Annotated in this window: 14 protein-coding genes and 1 pseudogene; 5 read left to right on the top strand and 10 right to left on the bottom strand. The window is 59.2% G+C overall.

Features of this window, described 5'->3' with window-relative positions; translation table 11 throughout:
* The first annotated feature begins 119 nt into the window (after window positions 1-119).
* Window positions 120-722 carry a ParB-like protein gene (locus tag ACMX25_RS28500; protein ID WP_414953339.1) on the top strand — a complete coding sequence of 201 codons (603 nt, stop codon included), beginning with the start codon at window positions 120-122 and terminating at the stop codon, window positions 720-722.
* 140 nt (window positions 723-862) lie between these two features.
* Here the strand turns inward: ACMX25_RS28500 and rpoD are convergent, their stop codons facing one another.
* Window positions 863-2,755, bottom strand: coding sequence for an RNA polymerase sigma factor RpoD (gene rpoD / locus ACMX25_RS28495; protein WP_414953403.1), 1,893 nt, complete (start codon window positions 2,753-2,755; stop codon window positions 863-865).
* 812 nt (window positions 2,756-3,567) lie between these two features.
* Between rpoD and ACMX25_RS28490 the strand changes: the two genes are divergently transcribed.
* The gene (locus ACMX25_RS28490; protein WP_414953338.1) at window positions 3,568-3,909 is read left to right on the top strand and encodes a zinc ribbon domain-containing protein YjdM; all 342 of its coding nucleotides are present in this window, start codon (window positions 3,568-3,570) and stop codon (window positions 3,907-3,909) included.
* A gap of 64 nt (window positions 3,910-3,973) precedes the next feature.
* Here the strand turns inward: ACMX25_RS28490 and ACMX25_RS28485 are convergent, their stop codons facing one another.
* Both ACMX25_RS28485 and ACMX25_RS28480 read right to left on the bottom strand, forming a co-directional pair.
* Entirely contained in the window at window positions 3,974-4,627 is a 654-nt protein-coding gene (locus tag ACMX25_RS28485; RefSeq protein WP_414953337.1) for a DUF2278 family protein, read from the bottom strand.
* A 74-nt stretch (window positions 4,628-4,701) separates the two neighbouring features.
* Window positions 4,702-6,162: a metallophosphoesterase family protein gene (locus ACMX25_RS28480; RefSeq protein WP_414953336.1), complete on the bottom strand. Its 1,461-nt coding sequence runs from the start codon at window positions 6,160-6,162 to the stop codon at window positions 4,702-4,704.
* A 334-nt stretch (window positions 6,163-6,496) separates the two neighbouring features.
* On the opposite strand from ACMX25_RS28480, the gene ACMX25_RS28475 reads away from it, so the two are divergent.
* Window positions 6,497-6,808: a hypothetical protein gene (locus ACMX25_RS28475; RefSeq protein ID WP_414953335.1), complete on the top strand. Its 312-nt coding sequence runs from the start codon at window positions 6,497-6,499 to the stop codon at window positions 6,806-6,808.
* A 133-nt stretch (window positions 6,809-6,941) separates the two neighbouring features.
* Here the strand turns inward: ACMX25_RS28475 and ACMX25_RS28470 are convergent, their stop codons facing one another.
* The 6 genes and pseudogenes from ACMX25_RS28470 to ACMX25_RS28445 form a co-directional block, all read right to left on the bottom strand.
* The gene (locus ACMX25_RS28470; RefSeq protein ID WP_414953334.1) at window positions 6,942-7,328 is read right to left on the bottom strand and encodes a nuclear transport factor 2 family protein; all 387 of its coding nucleotides are present in this window, start codon (window positions 7,326-7,328) and stop codon (window positions 6,942-6,944) included.
* Window positions 7,329-7,840: 512 nt separating this feature from the next.
* Window positions 7,841-8,983: a diguanylate cyclase gene (locus ACMX25_RS28465; RefSeq protein WP_414953333.1), complete on the bottom strand. Its 1,143-nt coding sequence runs from the start codon at window positions 8,981-8,983 to the stop codon at window positions 7,841-7,843.
* 331 nt (window positions 8,984-9,314) lie between these two features.
* Window positions 9,315-10,969: pseudogene (locus tag ACMX25_RS28460) on the bottom strand (long-chain-fatty-acid--CoA ligase).
* 18 nt (window positions 10,970-10,987) lie between these two features.
* The gene (locus tag ACMX25_RS28455; RefSeq protein WP_414953332.1) at window positions 10,988-12,808 is read right to left on the bottom strand and encodes an alkyl sulfatase dimerization domain-containing protein; all 1,821 of its coding nucleotides are present in this window, start codon (window positions 12,806-12,808) and stop codon (window positions 10,988-10,990) included.
* Between the two features lie 68 nt (window positions 12,809-12,876).
* Entirely contained in the window at window positions 12,877-13,560 is a 684-nt protein-coding gene (locus tag ACMX25_RS28450) for a TetR/AcrR family transcriptional regulator (RefSeq protein ID WP_414953331.1), read from the bottom strand.
* Window positions 13,561-13,682: 122 nt separating this feature from the next.
* Entirely contained in the window at window positions 13,683-14,618 is a 936-nt protein-coding gene (locus ACMX25_RS28445) for a LysR family transcriptional regulator (RefSeq protein ID WP_414953330.1), read from the bottom strand.
* A gap of 259 nt (window positions 14,619-14,877) precedes the next feature.
* Between ACMX25_RS28445 and ACMX25_RS28440 the strand changes: the two genes are divergently transcribed.
* The gene (locus tag ACMX25_RS28440) at window positions 14,878-16,221 is read left to right on the top strand and encodes an MFS transporter (RefSeq protein WP_414953329.1); all 1,344 of its coding nucleotides are present in this window, start codon (window positions 14,878-14,880) and stop codon (window positions 16,219-16,221) included.
* Window positions 16,222-16,329: 108 nt separating this feature from the next.
* On the opposite strand, the gene ACMX25_RS28435 is transcribed toward ACMX25_RS28440, so the two are convergent.
* Window positions 16,330-17,445 carry a porin gene (locus ACMX25_RS28435; protein ID WP_414953328.1) on the bottom strand — a complete coding sequence of 372 codons (1,116 nt, stop codon included), beginning with the start codon at window positions 17,443-17,445 and terminating at the stop codon, window positions 16,330-16,332.
* Between the two features lie 52 nt (window positions 17,446-17,497).
* Here ACMX25_RS28435 and ACMX25_RS28430 point away from each other — a divergent pair, with 52 nt between their 5' ends.
* On the top strand, window positions 17,498-18,520 hold the full coding sequence (locus tag ACMX25_RS28430) for an IS30 family transposase (protein WP_414948293.1): 1,023 nt from the start codon (window positions 17,498-17,500) through the stop codon (window positions 18,518-18,520).
* The last annotated feature ends 31 nt before the right edge of the window (window positions 18,521-18,551 follow it).

The raw sequence follows: 18,551 nt of genomic DNA, 5'->3' as shown, positions 1-18,551 counted from the left end.
GAGCGGCACGCGCCATGCCTGCTGCTTGCGCTGACTTGTTGGCGCGCATGGCGTCGGGTACGCTTGCCACTTACTAAAGGCGCTGCGTACCCACTATGAAAAAATTAGTCAGGCTGGAATTGCAGCAGATCCATCCAACGCAGATAACCGCCGGCATGCTGGAAGTCGATGAGAAACGCAAACACTTCGCCTCCTTGCCTGCCGAAGAATTAAAGCGCGCGCTCAAGGCCGTGCCTATTCCTGCCGTGTTGGGCCGCGATGGTACTCACTTCGTGACTGATCATCATCACCTTGCACGGGCTTTATTCGATGCCCAGATTAATTATGCTTACGTTGAGGTTATGGCCGACCTGTCGAAGCTGAAAGGCGATGCCTTCTGGCTGGAAATGGCGAACCGGCACTGGGTGCATCCCTATGACGAGCACGGCATCCTGCATGGCGTTGCCGCGATTCCCTCGAATGTCTCGGGGCTGATAGACGATCCGTACCGAAGCCTCGCAGCGTTTGTGCGCAATGCAGGGGGTTACATCAAGACGCCTGAACCGTTTGCCGAATTCCAGTGGGCGGACTTCTTCAGGACTCGCATCCGCTTGTGGAGTACATCGTTTCAATTCAGCGCCGCCGTGCAGCAGGGGGTGCATCTTGCCAAGAGCCCGGATGCGTTAGTGTTACCGGGGTTCTATAAGAGCAAGGTTGGTAGCGGAGCAAGCTCGCGCCCTTGAAGTTAAGCGTGATTTGCGCTGGGAACACGGCTGCAGATTTCCCCTTGATGAACAACTGGCGCACCAAAGAAAAACGCCGCTGGACCCTTTGCGAGTCCAACGGCGCCAACCTACTTTTCAACAAGCCTTGCGTCGAAACCTTAATGTGCCAGGAACGAACGCAGCTTCTCTGACCGGCTCGGATGCACGAGCTTGCGCATCGCCTTGCTTTCAATCTGGCGAATCCGCTCACGCGTCACATCGAACTGCTTGCCGACTTCTTCCAGCGTATGGTCGGACACGGTGTCGATACCAAAGCGCATGCGAAGCACCTTCGCTTCACGCGGCGACAATGAATCCAGCGCGTCCTTGATCGCCAGACGCATGTCGGCGTGCATGGCGGCGTCGGCAGGCGATTCGGTATTCGAATCTTCCACCATGTCGCCCAGCGTCGTGTCGCCGTCTTCGCCCAAAGGCGTTTCGAGCGAAACCGGCTGACGTGCAATCTTCAGAATGCTGCGAACCTTTTCTTCCGACAAATCGAGGCGAACCGCCAGCACCGACGGATGCGCTTCCTGTCCCGTTTGCTGCAGGATTTCGCGCGATACGCGGTTCAGCTTGTTGATCGTCTCGATCATGTGCACCGGCACGCGGATCGTCCGGCCTTGGTCGGCGAGCGAACGCGTCACAGCCTGACGGACCCACCACGTGGCGTACGTCGAAAACTTCCAGCCACGGCGGTATTCGAACTTGTCCACGGCCTTCATCAAGCCGATGTTGCCTTCCTGGATCAGATCCAGGAAATGCATGCCGCGGTTGACGTACTTCTTCGCGATCGAGATCACCAGACGCAGATTCGCTTCCGTCATTTCGCGCTTCGCCTGACGCATCTTGTGCTCGGCGGACGTCATCTGCTTGTTCAGCGCCTTCAGCTGCAACAGCGGCAACATCAGGTTCGACTCGATCTGGATCAGCTTCTGTTGCTCTGCCTGAATGGCCGGCAGACTGCGTTCAAGTGCCTTGCCGTAGGCGCTCGATGCCGTCGCGTGACGCGTTGTCCACTCGAGATCCGTTTCGTGGCCCGGGAATACTTCCACGAACTTCTCACGCGGCATGCCCGCCAGGTCGACAGCAATCTTCAGGATCCGGCGCTCGATGGTGCGGACCTGTTCGACCTGCTCATGAACCTCGGCGCACAAGCGGTCGATGGTACGAGCGGTAAAGCGGATCGTCGCCAGTTCGCGCTGGATGTGTTCCTGCACGCTGGGCCAGTCACCGGTACGCGAATCGTCGGCGATATAAGCCTTATGGAACTCGTCGAAATGGTCGCGCACGTTCGAGAAGATAGGCAGGCAGTCGCGCAGCAAATGCTTGAGGCGCGTTGCGTTTGCACGCGTTGCCTGCTCGTCTTCGGTCTCGCCGTCTTCGTCGTCGCTTTCCGACGCGAGTTCAGCTTCGTCGAGTTCGGCGTCGGTATCGGCATCAGCCGCCACCGCGTCTTCGTCGAGCGTGGTGTCCTTGAAGCCATCGACCAGTTCGTCGATGCGCAACTCGCCCGCGACAATCTTGTCCACCGTCGTGAGCAGCGTGATCACGGTCGACGGGCACGTAAATGCCGCCTTGATCATCTCGCCAAGGCCATCTTCAATGCGCTTCGCGATTTCGATTTCGCCCGCACGGGTCAGCAGTTCAGTGCTGCCCATTTCGCGCATATACATACGCACGGGATCGGTCGTCCGGCCGAATTCCGAGTCGACGGTCGCCAGCGTGACTTCCGCTTCTTCGTCCGACTGCTCGTCCGACACCGCCGTGGGGGCGGAATCGTTCAGCAGCAGCGTTTCCGAGTCAGGCGCTTCTTCATAGACGGCCACGCCCATGTCGCGGAAGGTGCTGACAATGGTTTCGATAGCCGATGTCTGAGCAAAGTTACCCGGCAGGTGATCGTTGATCTCTGCGTGGGTCAGGAAACCTTGCTGTTTGCCCAGTTGAATCAACGCCCGCATCTGGCGTTGACGTTCATCGGCTTGCTCGGGCGAGCAAACGCTTTCGTCCATGGGCCGCGACAACTTGTCGGCAGACCCACGGCGGGCTTTCGATTTTTTTGCAGGAACGCCGTTTCCGGCGGTAGATTCGGTTGGATCAAAACTTGTCATACATTTCCTCGACAGCTTTGCTCTGTAATAACAAACCAGTGCACAAGCGGTTAGACACGAGCACTACCGTGACGACCGACGGGATCATCACCTCGGGTTCAGCTATTCAGCTATTCAGCCATTCGATGCGTTGATTCGAGCAAAACTGAATCAGTTTGGAGGCGGGCGCGCTAAGGAGCGCAGTATTCGCGCGGGTCGTACAGTTTATAGCAATTTGCTTGCTGCCAGTGCGGTAAACGCCAATATCGGGCGTATTTAGTAGCCGGATGCAGAAAAACTACAACATTTAGCTCCGGCAAGCATTCATTTGCGGACGATTTAGCCCGAATCAAGGCCGCGCGAGCCTGATGAAGTCCGCTAATCGAGCTTAAAAACGCCACGCTATTCCGGCCCCGATTAATGCGTTTGCTCATTGATTGACGATTTTCGTCCACCTTGCCTTGGTGAGGTAATTTTTTCGGATTGCAACTTGGCGAGAGACCATGCGCGCGCTTCACCGGCCTTGTCCATAACCGGAAGAACGGCAGTTGGGAAGCACGTTCGCGCCGATGGAATTCCAGCCTCGGGAAACGGTGATCCCGGTCCGGCGTGTGTCGGGCGCGATGGTTCGCGTGCAACTGACCCGGTTTATACACGACGATTAGGCTGCCTTATAATCCCGGCCGCCGGAGCGCGTCACGCCTCCCCGACTGTTACGATTATTTGAAGAAACCATGCCTACACTCCCAGCCTGCCCACTATGCGCGATGGAAAATACCTACGCGGACGCCGATCGAATCGTTTGCGCAGACTGCGGTCATGAATGGTCAACTTCGGAAACTGCTCCAGCTGACGACGACGCAAATGCCGTCGTGAAAGATGCCAATGGCAACGTGCTGGTCAACGGCGACTCCGTGGTGTTGATCAAGGACCTTAAAGTGAAGGGCTCGTCGATCACCCTGAAGGTCGGCTCGAAAGTGAAAAGCATCCGGCTGGTCGGCGGCGATCATGAAGTCGATTGCAAGATGGACGCCGGCAGTTTCATGCTGAAAGCCTGCTATTTGAAGAAGGTTTAACCTCTGGCGGGAGTACGAAAAGCCATCCGTCATGGATGACTTTTCGTAGACTTCACCAACACACTTAGCCGCCCGATATCGGATTGCCGTGGTCGTCGGTATCGAAGGTCTGCGACTGGAACGCAAAGAAAAACGCGCGCCACGTCTTGTCGGCATACGCGATCATCAGCGCCCCGTCCTGGTACACGCCGTTATCCTGCTCATACGGGGCGGCGTTCCCCTGGTTCATATGGATGTCGTGAACACCATTGCCGGGGACGAACTTGAAATACTGGTCCGGCTTGTTTTCTTCAGGACCCCATCGCGATCCAAATGCGTAAATGATCGACCCTTCCATGGCCATCGCTGCAACGACCGCGCTTTCCAGTTTGTCTTTCAGGTCATTGGTCGAACCGGGCGCGTCGGCGGGAACCGGCGTCATCGCCTTGGTATTGACCAGACCGCTGCGCACGTAGTCGATGGCGAGACCGCCGGGCGTGGATGGCAGCTTGGTGAAACCGGGCGTCAACGCGCCCAGGCCGCTCGTTAATGAATCGGGCAACGTATCCCGCTCTTCGAACAATACCGTTGACGGCGCGTGCGGCGCCGACGACTTGACGTTCGATGCAATCCGGAAAACCGTTGTTCCCGCGTGGACCAGGATTTGATAGTGGTCGTCATCGGCATTGCGAAGATGACCGGTCACGGTGCCCTTGAGCACCCCGTAGTTCACTGCCATGCATCCTCCTCGTGTTAAGACCGGCAGCAACTGCTGCCTCCCGCTTCTTGCACCTTCTTGCACCTTCTTGCACCTTACTCCTGCGCGCGCCCTCGCTCGAACATTGCACGCGCCGTTGCCGCGGCCGCCGGGCGCCCGAGGTCGGGTGCTTCAAAATGCGCGATCTGACGAGTCGCGAGATCGACCGTGACGTAATCGCTCGGCGATTTCCTGGAACTCCCATCCGATGTTGTCGCGTGATACTCAATGCGAAGCTGCGCCTGCGTTACGACAATACGCAAATAACCGTAGTGGGTGTCGTCGTAACTTTCCAGCACGACCTGGTCCGTCGAACTGCTTGCCGCCTGGATGACCTGCGGCGCGCGCATCGGGGTGTCGCCGTGTTTCGCAAGCTTCGCGAGAGCGTGGCCGCCGTTGCCGCAGACGAGATACGGAATATGCGTACCGTCGGCACTGCGCGTACGGGTGAAGCGCTGATAGTTATGCGCGTGCCCCGACAAGAAGGCATGCGGCCAGATCCCGTTCGCCGCGCACACCTTGTCGATCTGGGCCAGCAACTCGACACTCCAGCCGTGCGCCGCGACGGTATAGGGCGGATGGTGATCGGCAACGATTAGCGCGCCCTGATAGTTCTCCGACCTGACCCGCTTGAGCGCGGCATCGAGGAACTGAAGCTGGCTTTTACCTACATGCGAATCCGCGATCACGCCCGGATCTTCCAGCGTATTGCTGTACAGGACCAGCACGCGAACGAACGGTGCTTCGAACGTAAAAAAGACGCCCGGCTGGATCTGCGCGGTACGCGACAAACCGCCCGCTTCCGGCGTGACCACGATTTTTTCGGCGCAGAAATTGCGCAAGAATGCGGCCAGACTCTTGGCGTGAGCTTCCGGCGAAACCATGCCGTCGTGATTGCCCGCGCAAGCGAGGATAGGCGCAGGATAGTCCCGATAGGGTTCGTAGAACTGGTCGTAGTAGTACTTCCCCTCGCCGAAGTCGTAGACCACGTCACCGAGCAGCAACGCGAACTGCGGCACTTCGTTCGCGGCCGTCTCCACGAAGTCGGCGGTCATCTTATCCGCCACCTGGTTCTGCGAAGCCGGACCGCTCGTGTTGCCGCAATCTCCCGTTGCATGAAAAACGAGTTGGCCGCCCGCATTGATTCGATGGGCCGCGTTCACGTTGCCGCCCATCACATCGGCCAGCGTCAGCGTGGGCTCTACTCCGCCTCGTGGCGCAGGGAACGGCAACGGGAACAGCTTGTGTTCGGCATTGAGTTTGTCGATTTCTTTGTAGGCCGCGTCATCGGAGGGATGGGGCACGCGGAACACGGTCGGGTCGGCGGTCGCCTGGGGCTGCGCAAAAACCGGCTGTGCGAGGACCCGGGAGCCGAGCGGGTTTTTCTTGCTGGCCACACCCGGCGAATGAGCTTTGTCGCCGTGCTTTCCTTGCGCAGTTACGCGGCGTGTGGCCGACAACTTGCGGCTTGCTTTCTCGCGGCCACCCTTCGTGTTCGTCTTTGCTTTCGTCGGCATTCATCCTCCTTGCAGCAATCGATCGATGTGTGCGAGGCGAGATGCGCGTTGCGTTCAGTATTGCGTTCATCGCCGGGCGGTTCGACAGGCTGTCTGCGAAGAAGTGCCATCGAATAGAGGAGTGTCGAAAAACATCCGTTCAATGTTCGGTTGCCATCAAAACGTCATTAAAAAGGCGTACCGGGAGCGATCACTCGCAGCGCCTTTCGCGTTATGTACGGTCGCAGACACATGAGCATTTGTGAGCGGTATGTAATGTCACCGTCACGACTCTTTCGTCGCGTACAGTGCACCGTTCGACCACCGTCACCGCTTATCAGGTCTTGCGACATCCATGAACGCACCTTCTCTTTCCGACCACCACGTCAGCGACGCCCCCGATAGCACACGGTTAGGCCGCGCATTCGCGGCCAGGCTCGACATGACCATCAAACGCTCGGGGCTTTCGTCCGGACGCGTAGCGAAATCGCTGGGTGTTACCGAAGGGGATGTGGCGCTGTGGCGCGCGGGTATCACTCTGCCGCGAGCCGCGGACTGCCGCCGCTTGTCGGAACTCCTGCATGTGGAGATGGCGTGGCTGAACGGCGGGTCGAAGCCGGTTGGCGAAAGCGAACGCAGGTCCGATAGGGCGAATGCAATCGTTTAGCGGCGGCGCGATTTATCGACGACTCGCTGCCTTTTATCACGCGCCGGACAATTGTCCGGCGGAATCCGCCACGAAGAAGCAAGTAGCGCGCACGACCCAGATCGGGCCATGCGCCATGCGGCATTTGCGGTCGCTACGCGGTCAAACGCGCGGCCGTATCGAAGAACTCAATCCAGCGCGTCAACAAGCCGTCCTTGACGGTGCAGATGTGAACCCACTCCGACTCGAATGGCTTGCCGGTTTCGCTGAGCGTCACCCGGACAAACCCGAGAACGACAATATGCTCCTTCGCGTCGATAAACTCCCGGGGTTCGAACGCCGTGATCTCGCCGTCCGCATCCAGCTCCTTGAAGAACTGGCCAACCTCCTGCCGGGTATGGCACTGCGTTGGAAAAGGCAACGAGGCGGGACCTACGACCCGCCAATCGACCGTCGGCGCGATGCACTCGAGGACTGCCTCGATGTCCTTGCGCCCGAACGCTTGATAAGCCCGCTTCACAACTTCCATGGGCGTGTCCATGAAATCCTCCCAGCGATAAAAAAGTGGCGCGGGACGGTCGACCGGACGAATCGAGTTATCGCGAAGTCGATGCTGGCCGGCGGAGCACTTTCATCAAGGCTGCGCCGTTGCCAAGCGGGACCTCGCCTGCGCTCGACACGCCGTCCCACGTGAGACGGTCAGCTTCGCAAATGCCTTAACGCAGCGGCAGCGTTGATAACCACGCATACCGGTCCATTAAAGCGGTTCTGTTTGGATGGCCGAGAGTTTCCCCTGTGTCAGGATTCACAGGTCATAACAAAGGGGGAATCGTCATAAGAACGGGCAGGATTCGGCGTCTTCCAGTTGTGGCCGACCTTAAGTGCAATGTCTTAACCAGCGCGTTGAACGGTGTTATAGGTCGCGCCCGGATATAAATCCAGGGTGTCAAGCATGGATCGACTGCAGCAGCACCAGGACATACTTAAACAAGGATGCCTAAGTATTAATCAGCTTACTTCGAACATTCCAGATGCGAAGATTGAGCGCCCTCTCTACGAGGCGAAACTCCAGCGCGATTTGCCCATCGCTTTCGCGACGTTGAGCGCCTTGTCGGCGGCATTGAGCGCCGTCAGCACGTCGCTGCCGTGATCGGGAATCAGCGCCACGCCAATACTCGCGCCGACATTCACCGTGACATGCGCGGTCAATGGAAACGATGCGGACATTTCGCTGATCAGGCGATCCGCGAACGCCGCCGCTTCCTCATAGTTTTGCGCGCCAACCGTGACGACAAATTCGTCGCCGCCAATGCGAAACACCATGTCCTCCGGCCCTTTCAATGCGTTGAGGCGGCCACCGATCATCACCAGCAAAAGGTCCCCTGCTTCGTGGCCGTACTGGTCGTTGACGGGTTTGAAGCCGTCCAGGTCGATATAAAGAACAGCCGTTTTCGCCGCGCCGTCCGACACCGTTTTGTATCGGGTCTGCGACGCATGGATCAACCCGGCGCGATTCGGCAGGCTGGTCAGCGCGTCATGGCGCGCACGGTGATCGTTTTCCCGTTCGGCTTTCATGGTCGAGACGAGCAGTCCATTCAGGCGGAACGCGGCAATGCTCATTGCGACGAGGTAGAACGGAATCTGAATCAGCGTCAGGCTCAGGATGAGCTCTTTGGACATTGCCGCTGCAATACAGCACGGGCCAAGGGACAGAAGAATCATGATCCCGACCAGCCGGGGCGCGCCGAAATTCCGGAAGCAGATGCCCCCTACCATCGCGGCAGCGGACAAGCACGAGAGCGTGGCAGCAATCCAGTCGGCGCTCAGGATGCTGATAAATGCACCGTAACCCACGCTGGCGCCCCAAAGCACACCCAGGAGCAGATAGATATCGGTGTAGGTCGGTTGTCCGCGCCTCGCTGCCCGATGCGCCGCGACGAGCAAGATCAGCCGCGCGCTGCACAGAACGACTTCTATCACCACCCATGCAATGAATGCCGCCGAGGGTTCGCGAAGCGCGATAGCCACGGAGACGGCGATGGTGTTAAGCACGCCGCCCGCAAAAATAGGCAGCGTGCCGAACAGACTTCCGATCAGCGCGACCCGGATATCGTCGGGTACATCGGACCCGGAATAACATAACCAGGTCGTGAATCTCCAGCGAGGCAAGCTAAATGGCGCTATTTTCGTATCCATGGATCGATTCATTTTATGCGCGACTGCCGTGTCATATTGCTCGTCACGGCCAGCGCTCCCCCGAGCGCTTTAGCCGAATAAGCGGCTATTCTATACGTGCCTTAAGTCACGCGAATGCGAGCGCTTCAATGGGAGGGCGATGAATTGCGGCCAATTCGCTTGATGGACGGATGGCGCTGCCCGGTGAAATAAAACAGGAAGGGAGCGCGCTTAGGGAGTTCGCTTAGCGAGCACATTCTGGAAGGGATCAAACACTTTAATGAGCGCGGCTCTGAAGGCCGCTTCCGGCTGAGTCTGATCCGATTCAAACTCAGCCGATAACACCCGCTTGCTAACTTTCCCGCTCGCGAAGCTTACGCCGCAGGATCTTCCCTACATTGCTCTTGGGCAGTTCGTCGCAAAACTCGACGGTCTTCGGTCTCTTGTACCCAGTCAGTTGCTCCCGGCAAAACGCCAGGATGTCGCCTTCCGTAAGTTCCGGATCACGACGCACGATAAACAACTTCACCGCCTCACCCGCATGTTCATCGCGCACGCCAATTGCCGCGACCTCCAACACGCCAGGATGCGAGGCGACCACGTCCTCGATTTCGTTCGGGTAAACGTTGAAGCCGGACACAATGACCATGTCCTTCTTACGATCGACAATTTTCACGAAGCCGCGACATCCATGATACCGATGTCGCCGGATTTAAAATAACCATCCGGCGTCATGGCGCTGGCGGTGTCATCGGGCCGGTTCCAATAGCCCGCCATCACCTGCGGACCAAAAATGCAGATCTCGCCGGGCTCGCCATGCGGAACCTCGCGGCCGTCGTCATCGCGAATTGAAACGAACGTCGACGGCAACGGCACCCCGACCGTTCCGTTAAACGCAGTGCCGTTGGACGGGTTGGTTGTCGCACATGGCGAAGTCTCCGACAGCCCGTAGCCCTCGAGGATCGGCTTGCCCGTTCGCTCATACCAGCGCGCGGCCACTGCTTGCTGGATCGCCATGCCGCCGCCATTCGCAAGCATCAGGCCGGACAGATCGAGCGTCGCAAAACCGGGGTCGTTCAACAGCGCGTTATATAGCGTGTTGACGGCGGGGAACGAGTTGATCGCGTAGCCCTGCAGCGCCTTTATCATGCCGGGAATGTCGCGCGGGTTCGGAATGAGGATACCGAGTCCGCCGGCGCGCATGGTCAGGAACGCGCACACCGTCAGTCCGAAGATGTGATACAGCGGCAACGCGGCCACAGTGACAATCGGACGGGCATCGGGGCGGTTCCGGGTCACCGGCTCGCGCCACACTTCGCTCTGAAGCACGTTGGCGATCAGGTTCCGATGCAGCAGCATCGCCCCTTTGGAAACGCCCGTTGTACCACCGGTGTATTGCAGCACCGCCAGGTCATCCGGCTTGAGGTCGGCCCGCACAAACGGGCTGCGGGCACCTTGCGCCAACGCGTCCCAGAAACCGGTACGCGGAGTACGCGCCTGCGCGTCCAACGTAAGCGAGTCTGACGCCCCCATCATCTCGCCCATCGACGTCACCACGACATGCGCCACCCGCGTATTGTGTTGAACAGCCTGGAGGACGGGATCGAATGCGTCGAGCAGGATAATTGCCTCGGCCCCGCTATCGACCAGTTGATGTTCGAGTTCGCGTGGCGTATAGAGCGGATTGACGTTCACGATCACATAACCAGCGCGCAGGATAGCCGCCATTGCCACCGGATACTGCAGCACATTCGGCATCATGATCGCGACGCGCGCACCGCGGGCGAGCGCCTTCGATTGCAGCCACGCGCCTAGATTGCGCGATTGCACATCGAGTTCCGCATACGTCAGCGTCCTGCCCATGCAGGCAAACGCCTGCCGTGACGCAAACGCCTCAAAGCTCTCGTCGAGCAGGTCCGGCAGGGAACGGTATCGGGCCGGGTCGATATCAGCGGGAACCCCGGGCGGATAAGCTTCCAACCAGATTCTTGCCGTTGTGCTTTTCATTCTTTTGCTCCTCGATGTCTAACGTGCCGCTAGCGCGGGCAAGCGTCGCGACGGCCGATCAAAACAGGCTATATACATACGCAGTTGATCACTGGTTCCGCGCTCCAGAACAACGGTCCCGTCCTGAAGCAGATCCGGCACCTGGCCCGCGATGTCGCGCAGCATCGTGTACAAAGCAGCGGTATTGAGTGAAAGCTGGAGGTGAGCGTCTGGCCAGGGCCGCTCGTGAACCTGAAGCACGCCCTTACGCAATTCGAGCGCGAACGTGGCGTCCCGGTCTGTCAGCCGCAGCGCGAGGACCATGTGTACATCGGCAGACAGAACGGGATCAACGCCAACGCAAAGGCGCTGCAACACGTTGCCAAGCGGTTGCGCGCGCATCACGTCCATGGAGGCCAATCCGCCGCCGCCCGCGAACGGCAGTTCGTCATAGGCATGTTCCAGCTCGCGCGCCGCGCTCAAGTACCAGTTGCGCCAGTTCGTGTTCTCGGTTTGGTACCCCAACCCTCGCAACGCCTCCGCCTTGATCGTGCGGGCGTCGGTATCCGTTGTATCGAGTCGCACGAGCAAGGTGGCCAACTCGGCGGCCCAGCGCCAGTCCGCGTCCCCGAGCGCCACCCGGGCGGCCGCGCGCACGGCTTCGGCACCGTTCATCATGTCGACCGTGCGACGGGCCCGCTCTCCACGCGGCAACGGATCGAGCGAAGCGGGGTCGCCGTCGAACCAACCGAGTTGTCCGGTGTAGACCTGCCGCACAGAATGCTTGACCGTGCCGTAGTACTCGCCCAGCCACGCGTGCCCTGCCAGATGTGGGGGCAGCGACGGAATGGCGTCGGCGAGTTCGTCCTGCGTAAGGCCCAGATTCATATGGCGGATCGCCTGGTCGTGGATGAACTGGATTGCGTCGCGATACACGGACAATACCTCCGCCACCGCCGCTTCGCCCGACACCGGCCGGCCGTGCGCCGGCACCATGTGCATTGCATGGAAGCCACGCATCATGTCAATCGTTCGATACCAGCGCACCGGATCGCGATAGCGCGTGCCGCGCAGCGTATGCACGTTCGCGAGACACTCGCCCTGGATCACTTCCGCCGACAGCAGGACGCCAAGCTCAGGCAGCCACATTACGATCTCGTCATCGGCTTCCGATGGCGCATAGCGGAACTCGAACCGCACCCCTGCGAGCACGATGTCCAGCGTATCGTCGAAGACATGCGTCGGCGCGAGAAAACTGGCCGCTTCGGCAATCAACACCGGCCCGATTCCTGCATTGACCTTGCCGGTCGCGCCAGCGGGCAGCAAGGTGCCGAAGCTGTAGGCCGAGCGCGCCGCGAGAATAGGCGCGACAAGATTTGCGTTGTTGATGACTGTTTCCATCAACGAACTATGCGCGATGATCTCGACACTTCCCTCGGCCAGTTGCGCCTCATTGGCAAACGCACGCACGCCGCCCGTGTGGTCCGTGTGGTTGTGGGTGTACACCACCGCTTTCACTGGCAACTGCGCATGGCGCGGATCGATTGCGCAGAAGTCCTCATAGATACGTTTTGCCGCCGATACCGCCTCGGTTGTGTCGATCACCACGATGCCGTCGTCGCCAACCACGAAGATGATGTTCGCAATCGCATAACCGACCGCGCAGTACACGCGCTCCGCCACACGGTAGATGCGCTGCGCCATGCGCTTCGAATGTTCCGTCAAACGCGGCGGGACGGTGGGCGCGGCAATCGCGAAGGCGAGGTTCACGCCGGCATCGAACGCGACATCAAGCGGCTCGCCAATGTGTGGCGCGTCAAAAGCGGGCTGGCGCAATGTGCCGGCGCAACATGGGGTCATGGATGTCTCCTTGCGGTGATTGTTAATCAAATCGGAATCGGAATTCTTATTCCGTTTTTTGCGAAAAATCATGGAGTAGCCAAAATCAGGCAACGGCAAAATTGTGTCTTGAGCCAAGGCGCGAGGCGGCGGCTCGTCAGCGTCAACGGACCCGGGTTGTTCAGGACGATGTTGACGAGCATCCCCAGGATCAGTTGAAGCGCTGCCTGCACCTCGAACTCAATCGGCCCTGCATCCACTTTTTTCGCGCCACGTTCCTTAATGATCGCGGCGACAAGCGGCGGCACGATCAACGCAAGCACGTCGCGGTTCGCTTCCTTGACGACGTCCCACGTCGCTCTCGGCCGCGCCACGCGTAAGAGGGACGCATGGAACAGCCCGCGGTTGCGGCGAAACGACTGCACGTACATTTCGATGATCGCATTCGCGACTGCTAGTGCGTCACCCGAGCGCCATTCGGACCCGCTCGCGACCAAGTCGCGAATACGGTCGCGACCTTCGGTCATGGCGCGGTCGAGCACGACGTCGAAAAACATGTCTTTGCTATCGAAGCGCCGATAAAACGCGCCAATAGACGTACCCGAGCGTTCAACGATATCCGTGATGGACAGATCGTCCAGATTGCCACTCGCCTCGATCAACTCGCGGCCGGCCTGAAGCATCTTTTCCAGCCCGATCTGACTGCGCGCCTGCCGTGGTACGGCGAGAGACGATTCAACTGCTGCGCGGCTTCGTGGTTCGGGTCTGGACATGGGGTTTTGTAAGCGATGCTGCATAAAAACGGAATCGGGATTCCGGATCCTCGGCGAACACCCGGGCTTTGTCAACCCGGCCAAGGGAAAGCCCTATGCCTGCCGCCCGGCGACTTCACGATTTACATCATGCCTCGCGCGGCCGTATTGGTAACGTTCATGACTTCCTCGGTCAACGCCAGCGCCGCGCTGGCGGCTGGAGAATGCGTTCGCTCAGCCAGCGACACCAGTGCGAACTCAAGGCTCAGTTTCGGCGGATGCGTAAGCGGGATGCGCGCGAGACGCCGAAGCTCCAGGTCGCGCCGGACCGCCGAGGCGGTTGCGAACAAAACCGCGTCCGTTCTGGCCACTACCTCCTTGAGCACCGCGACGTCATTGCACTCGACTTGCAACGGAATTTCCTCGTGCGCGCGGTACTTGAGCAGGCGATGCAGCGCATCTTTCATGAACCCGGGCAGCGACACGGAAACGAGAGGAAACTCCCGCAACGCGGAGAGCGGCACCGGGCCGCGCGCGAGCAGTGGATGATCCGGCCGCGCAAACCAGCCGCCTTCATGACGCGGCAACCGGTGCAACGCCAGATCCGGCGCGACGGGCGGAACGCGCCGGTCAGTCACCACGAAATCGACCCGTTCCGCGCGAAGTTTTTGCACCAATTCTTCGCCCTCGCTCAGTTCGATCAATACCTTGATCTTCGGAAAACGCTGTGAAAACTCGACCAGCAGGTCCGGCAACAGCACAACAGCCGCATAGGGTCCGAGGCCAATTTTCACCTCGCCGAGTTCGTGCGCCTTAAGCAACTCGACATCACGAAACATGCACCGGGTTTCGAACAAAACCCGCCTCGCGCGCTCGACCAGGAGGCGGCCGGCAGCCGTCAGCGCGACCCCTCGCGCGGCCCGATCGAACAGCTTCATGCCCAGTTCGTCCTCAAGCGCCTGAATGCTGCGGCTCAGCGCCGGCTGGCTCAAGTGGACCCGGCCAGCCGCGCGGGCGAAACTTCCTTCCTCAGCCAGCGCAACAACGTGAGCGAGTCGACGCGAATTGATTTCATGCATTTTCTGCAACGTTCCGATAAAGATATTGCACTTGAACTATTGCGTTATACCACCTCAAATGGGCGGCAAACCAGCGGCCAGGACCCCCTTGAATCAGGCCACCATTAGAGCTGCATAGGAGACGTTATTGAAAACCCCATCATCGCGCACCGCTCCAAAACCCGCCTTGTCCGCCATCGTTTCCATTTTCTGCTATCGGTAACGCGTCGGGGTACGAAGCTCGCTGCCCCCACTGCCAGGACATTTTCAGGAGCATGAGATGTTTGAAGTAAAAGAATCCAGATTCGTGCTGGACGGCTCTGCGCCCACGGCAACAACAAGCCATCGACGCTGGGTGATCGTGGCGACGCTCTTTCTCTTCATGGCGATCAATTTCGCCGACAAAGCCGTGTTGGGTCTCGTCGCGCTGCCGCTCATGCACGACATGCAGTTGACGCATACGCAATTTGGAATCATCGGAAGTGCGTTTTTCCTGCTATTCGCGTTATCGGGGATCAGCGTCGGGCTGGTTGCCGACCGGCTCAACGTGAAGTGGCTGATGGCGGGCCTGGCGCTCGTGTGGGCCGTCGCGCAGTTGCCGCTAGCGTGGCCCACCAGCTTCGCCGTGCTGCTGGCGTGCCGGATCCTGCTCGGCGCGGGAGAAGGGCCGGCGTCACCGCTCGCGCTGCACGTTGTGTACACCTGGTTCGAGGATCATGAACGCGCGCTGCCAACCACCATCGTCCAGCAAGGCGCCACAACCGGCATCATCCTGGCCGGGCCGGTGCTTACTTTCATCGCTCAGCGCTGGTACTGGCACGCAGCGTTTCTATCGCTGGGCGTGGTCGGCGTCATGTGGACACTCCTCTGGCTGGGGGTGGGAAAGAGCGGCGATAAGTGCGGCGATACGTGGGGCGTTAAGCATCGCCGTCAGCCGCTCAACAATGCGCTGCGCGCTGGCTGGGCTCCAGTCCGCCCCAGTGTGAGTTATTGGCGGCTCCTCACTGACCGGACCGTGATCGGCGTGCTGTTGCAGGGACTTGTCGGCTATTCGGTGATAGCGATAGGCGTGACCTGGGTACCCAGCTATTTTAGGGTAGCGCTCGGGTTCAGCGCCACGGAGGCCGGCTGGCTTTTCGCTCTGCAAGTGGCGGCGCAAATTCCCATCGGGCTCGCGCTGGCCATGGTGTCCCATCGAATGCTCGCACGCGGGGTGCCGTCGCGGCTCGCGCGTGGCGCACTGATTAGCAGCGCATGCGTCGCGAGTGGAATGGCTTACTGCATGCTTTACCTGGATGCTCCGCCGTTCGTGAAAGTGGCAGTGATGGCACTGGCAAGCGCGCTGGCCCTCCAGGCCTTCACGTTCGGCCCTCTGCTGGTGGCCGAGGTCACGCCTGACTCACGGCGCGGCGCGATGCTGGCAATCACGAATTCTATTGCGACGTTGGCGGGTTTGATTGCGCCTGCGGCGATGGGCAAGGTGCTGGGCGCAGTGGCGAACAATCGAGGGTACGAGTTGGGCTTTAGCGCCACGGGCGTGCTATTGATCCTGGTGGGCGCAGCAGGATTCTTGTTGCTCGATCCGCAACGCTCGCATCGGCGGCTGCAACAACCTTCCGTTTGAGAGCGGTTCAATTCCGGGGACCCGGCTTCCGAAATGCAAGGACTAAAAAAAACTGCGGCGCCCGGTTAAATTCGGGAGCCGCAGTTTTTTATCGAGCGGGCAGTGAAGTTAGAACTGGTGACGCAAGCCGGCCATAACGCCCAATTGTGTGCCCTTCTGAGCCAGCCCGATACCATTGACACCCTGCAATTGCGCGCCGATCAGGTCTCCCCGATATTGCGAGTAATCTGTTTCCAGATAAACGTCCGTACGCTTGGACAAGTTGTAGTCACCCACTAGCTGATACTGCCACGCTGACCCGTTCTTCGACTGAGTCTTGCCATCCTGAAGCGTGCGCCACACGTTCGCTGCAAAGTGCCACGCGTTGCCCACCTGCTGCGTGACGCCGCCCATGATCATGCGGCGTTTTGAAAAGTCGGTGTACTTGAGCGCCGTCAGCGCTGCCGCCGTAAAGGGTCCGTTAGCAAAGTTGGAGAACCCGGCGTCGTTCTGATCAACGATATACCCCAGCGCAAATCGCGTCTTGTCCCATGTGTACGATCCCCCAAAGGTCCACGACTTTGAATCGGCGCCATTCACTGAATCCTTTGATTCCTTATACGCGCCACCCAGCGAGACCGGACCGCCCGCCGGCGCGTAGGCGGCGGCCAAACCCATCTCGCTGCCATACGAGGTGTGACCGGCGACACCGCCGAACGCATAGCCTGCCGAGACCATGAGATCGTGAGCATGAAACTGATACTGAACCTGATTGCTGGTCCAGATCCCGCCGGTCATTGTCACCTCGGGCTGGAAGCTGAAGTCGTACGGAATCCAGGGATTGCTGCCGTACCCGCCAATGGTGATCCCTTCAATCATCACGTTGTACTGACGACCGATAATGACCTGGCCATAGGTACTCGAGCGTATTCCGACCTGTGCTTCGTTGAAATAGGGCAACGTGGGATCACTTTGGCCGTTATTGATGTCGAACCGATTTTCGAGCTTGAAGAAGGTCGACCAACCGCCGCCCAGATCCTCGACGCCCTTCAGGCCCCAACGGCTTTGTGTCATGCCGCCATTGCCCAGCGCTACGCTTGAATCACCGGCTTTGTTAGCGTTCGTCATGTAGCGCACGCTTTCATCGACGACGCCATACAACGTGACGCTCGATTGCGCATGCGCTTGCTGACAAGCCAACGCGACCGGCAGCAAGGCATAACGCCATTTGCTCAACTTCCTCATACTGGGCGGGCTCAAAATTGAAGCGCAACACCAAAGCGTATAAGGTGTTGTAATGCATAAAGCAAATCAGTACGAGCAGTTGCAAGCTGAGGAACGTTTGGAGATTGCGAGCCTACGTCAACGGGGTTCTAGTATTCGGGCCATGGCCCGAATACTCGGGCGCTCGGCCTCTACCCTTAGCCGCGAACTCAGGCGCAATAGTTCTGTGCTTGGTTATGTCCCAGCAGCGGCGCACGCACTCAGTTCGGCCCGACGATCCAACAGTGCGGTCGCGCCCAAACTCGGGCCTCACAGCGCTTGCTGGAGGGTCGTCCTCACGCTGCTGGAGTGGCGTTGGTCGCCTCAGCAAATCTCTGGAGTCCTCAAGCGTATGTTCCCAAACGATCCGACTTTGCAGGTCTCGCACGAAACGATTTACACCACTATCTACGCCCACCCAGGCGGCGAACTACGGCGTCAACTCATTGCTTGTTTGCGTCGTGCTCATCGCGCCCGTATGTCGCGGACACGGGGTAGTGATCGCCGCTGGCAAATTCCAAATATGGTCAGCATTCACGTGCGCCCACCTGAAATAGAGGATCGCGTGATGCCCGGGCACTGGGAGGGCGACTTCATTAAAGGCGAAGGCAATCGCTCTTCAGTGGGCGTGTTGGTGGAGAGAACCAGCCGTCTAGTGCTGCTGGCTAAGATGGACGATGCCACAGCCGAATCTGCACTGGCTGGCTTCTCCGCCAAGCTCAACTCGATCCCCGAGCACTTGCGTCACAGCTTCACTTACGACCAGGGGCGTGAACTCTCACGGCATCAAGAACTTGCCGCTCAAACAGGCGTGAATGTCTATTTTTGCGATCCACACAGCCCGTGGCAGCGAGGAACTTGTGAAAATACCAACGGCCTGTTGCGCGAGTACTTGCCCAAAGGCACCGACCTTTCCGTCCATAGTCAGGCCGACCTCGACGTCATTGCAGACAGCTTGAACAACCGCCCTCGTGCTACGCATGCGTTTCATTCACCCTTCGAGGTATTTGCCGCGACACTAAAAGCAGCGGATCTCGCAACGTCATCTAAACATTAGACCAGTTGTTGCACTTCGACTTGAGACCGCC

This window comes from Caballeronia eucalypticola (genome assembly GCF_047608185.1).
Lineage (GTDB): Bacteria > Pseudomonadota > Gammaproteobacteria > Burkholderiales > Burkholderiaceae > Caballeronia.
The sequence above is the reverse complement of the archived record's forward strand: the minus strand, read 5'-3'. Positions and strand labels throughout refer to the sequence as shown.

Coding starts and splice junctions, on each gene's coding strand:
- ACMX25_RS28435 (WP_414953328.1), bottom strand. CDS start 17,445: ATGAGGAAGTTGAGCAAATGGCGTTATGCCTTGCTGCCGGTCGCGTTG.
- ACMX25_RS28490 (WP_414953338.1), top strand. CDS start 3,568: ATGCCTACACTCCCAGCCTGCCCACTATGCGCGATGGAAAATACCTAC.
- ACMX25_RS28430 (WP_414948293.1), top strand. CDS start 17,498: ATGCATAAAGCAAATCAGTACGAGCAGTTGCAAGCTGAGGAACGTTTG.
- ACMX25_RS28480 (WP_414953336.1), bottom strand. CDS start 6,162: ATGCCGACGAAAGCAAAGACGAACACGAAGGGTGGCCGCGAGAAAGCA.
- ACMX25_RS28485 (WP_414953337.1), bottom strand. CDS start 4,627: ATGGCAGTGAACTACGGGGTGCTCAAGGGCACCGTGACCGGTCATCTT.
- rpoD (WP_414953403.1), bottom strand. CDS start 2,755: ATGGACGAAAGCGTTTGCTCGCCCGAGCAAGCCGATGAACGTCAACGC.
- ACMX25_RS28440 (WP_414953329.1), top strand. CDS start 14,878: ATGTTTGAAGTAAAAGAATCCAGATTCGTGCTGGACGGCTCTGCGCCC.
- ACMX25_RS28445 (WP_414953330.1), bottom strand. CDS start 14,618: ATGCATGAAATCAATTCGCGTCGACTCGCTCACGTTGTTGCGCTGGCT.
- ACMX25_RS28470 (WP_414953334.1), bottom strand. CDS start 7,328: ATGGACACGCCCATGGAAGTTGTGAAGCGGGCTTATCAAGCGTTCGGG.
- ACMX25_RS28450 (WP_414953331.1), bottom strand. CDS start 13,560: ATGTCCAGACCCGAACCACGAAGCCGCGCAGCAGTTGAATCGTCTCTC.
- ACMX25_RS28455 (WP_414953332.1), bottom strand. CDS start 12,808: ATGACCCCATGTTGCGCCGGCACATTGCGCCAGCCCGCTTTTGACGCG.
- ACMX25_RS28475 (WP_414953335.1), top strand. CDS start 6,497: ATGAACGCACCTTCTCTTTCCGACCACCACGTCAGCGACGCCCCCGAT.
- ACMX25_RS28465 (WP_414953333.1), bottom strand. CDS start 8,983: ATGGATACGAAAATAGCGCCATTTAGCTTGCCTCGCTGGAGATTCACG.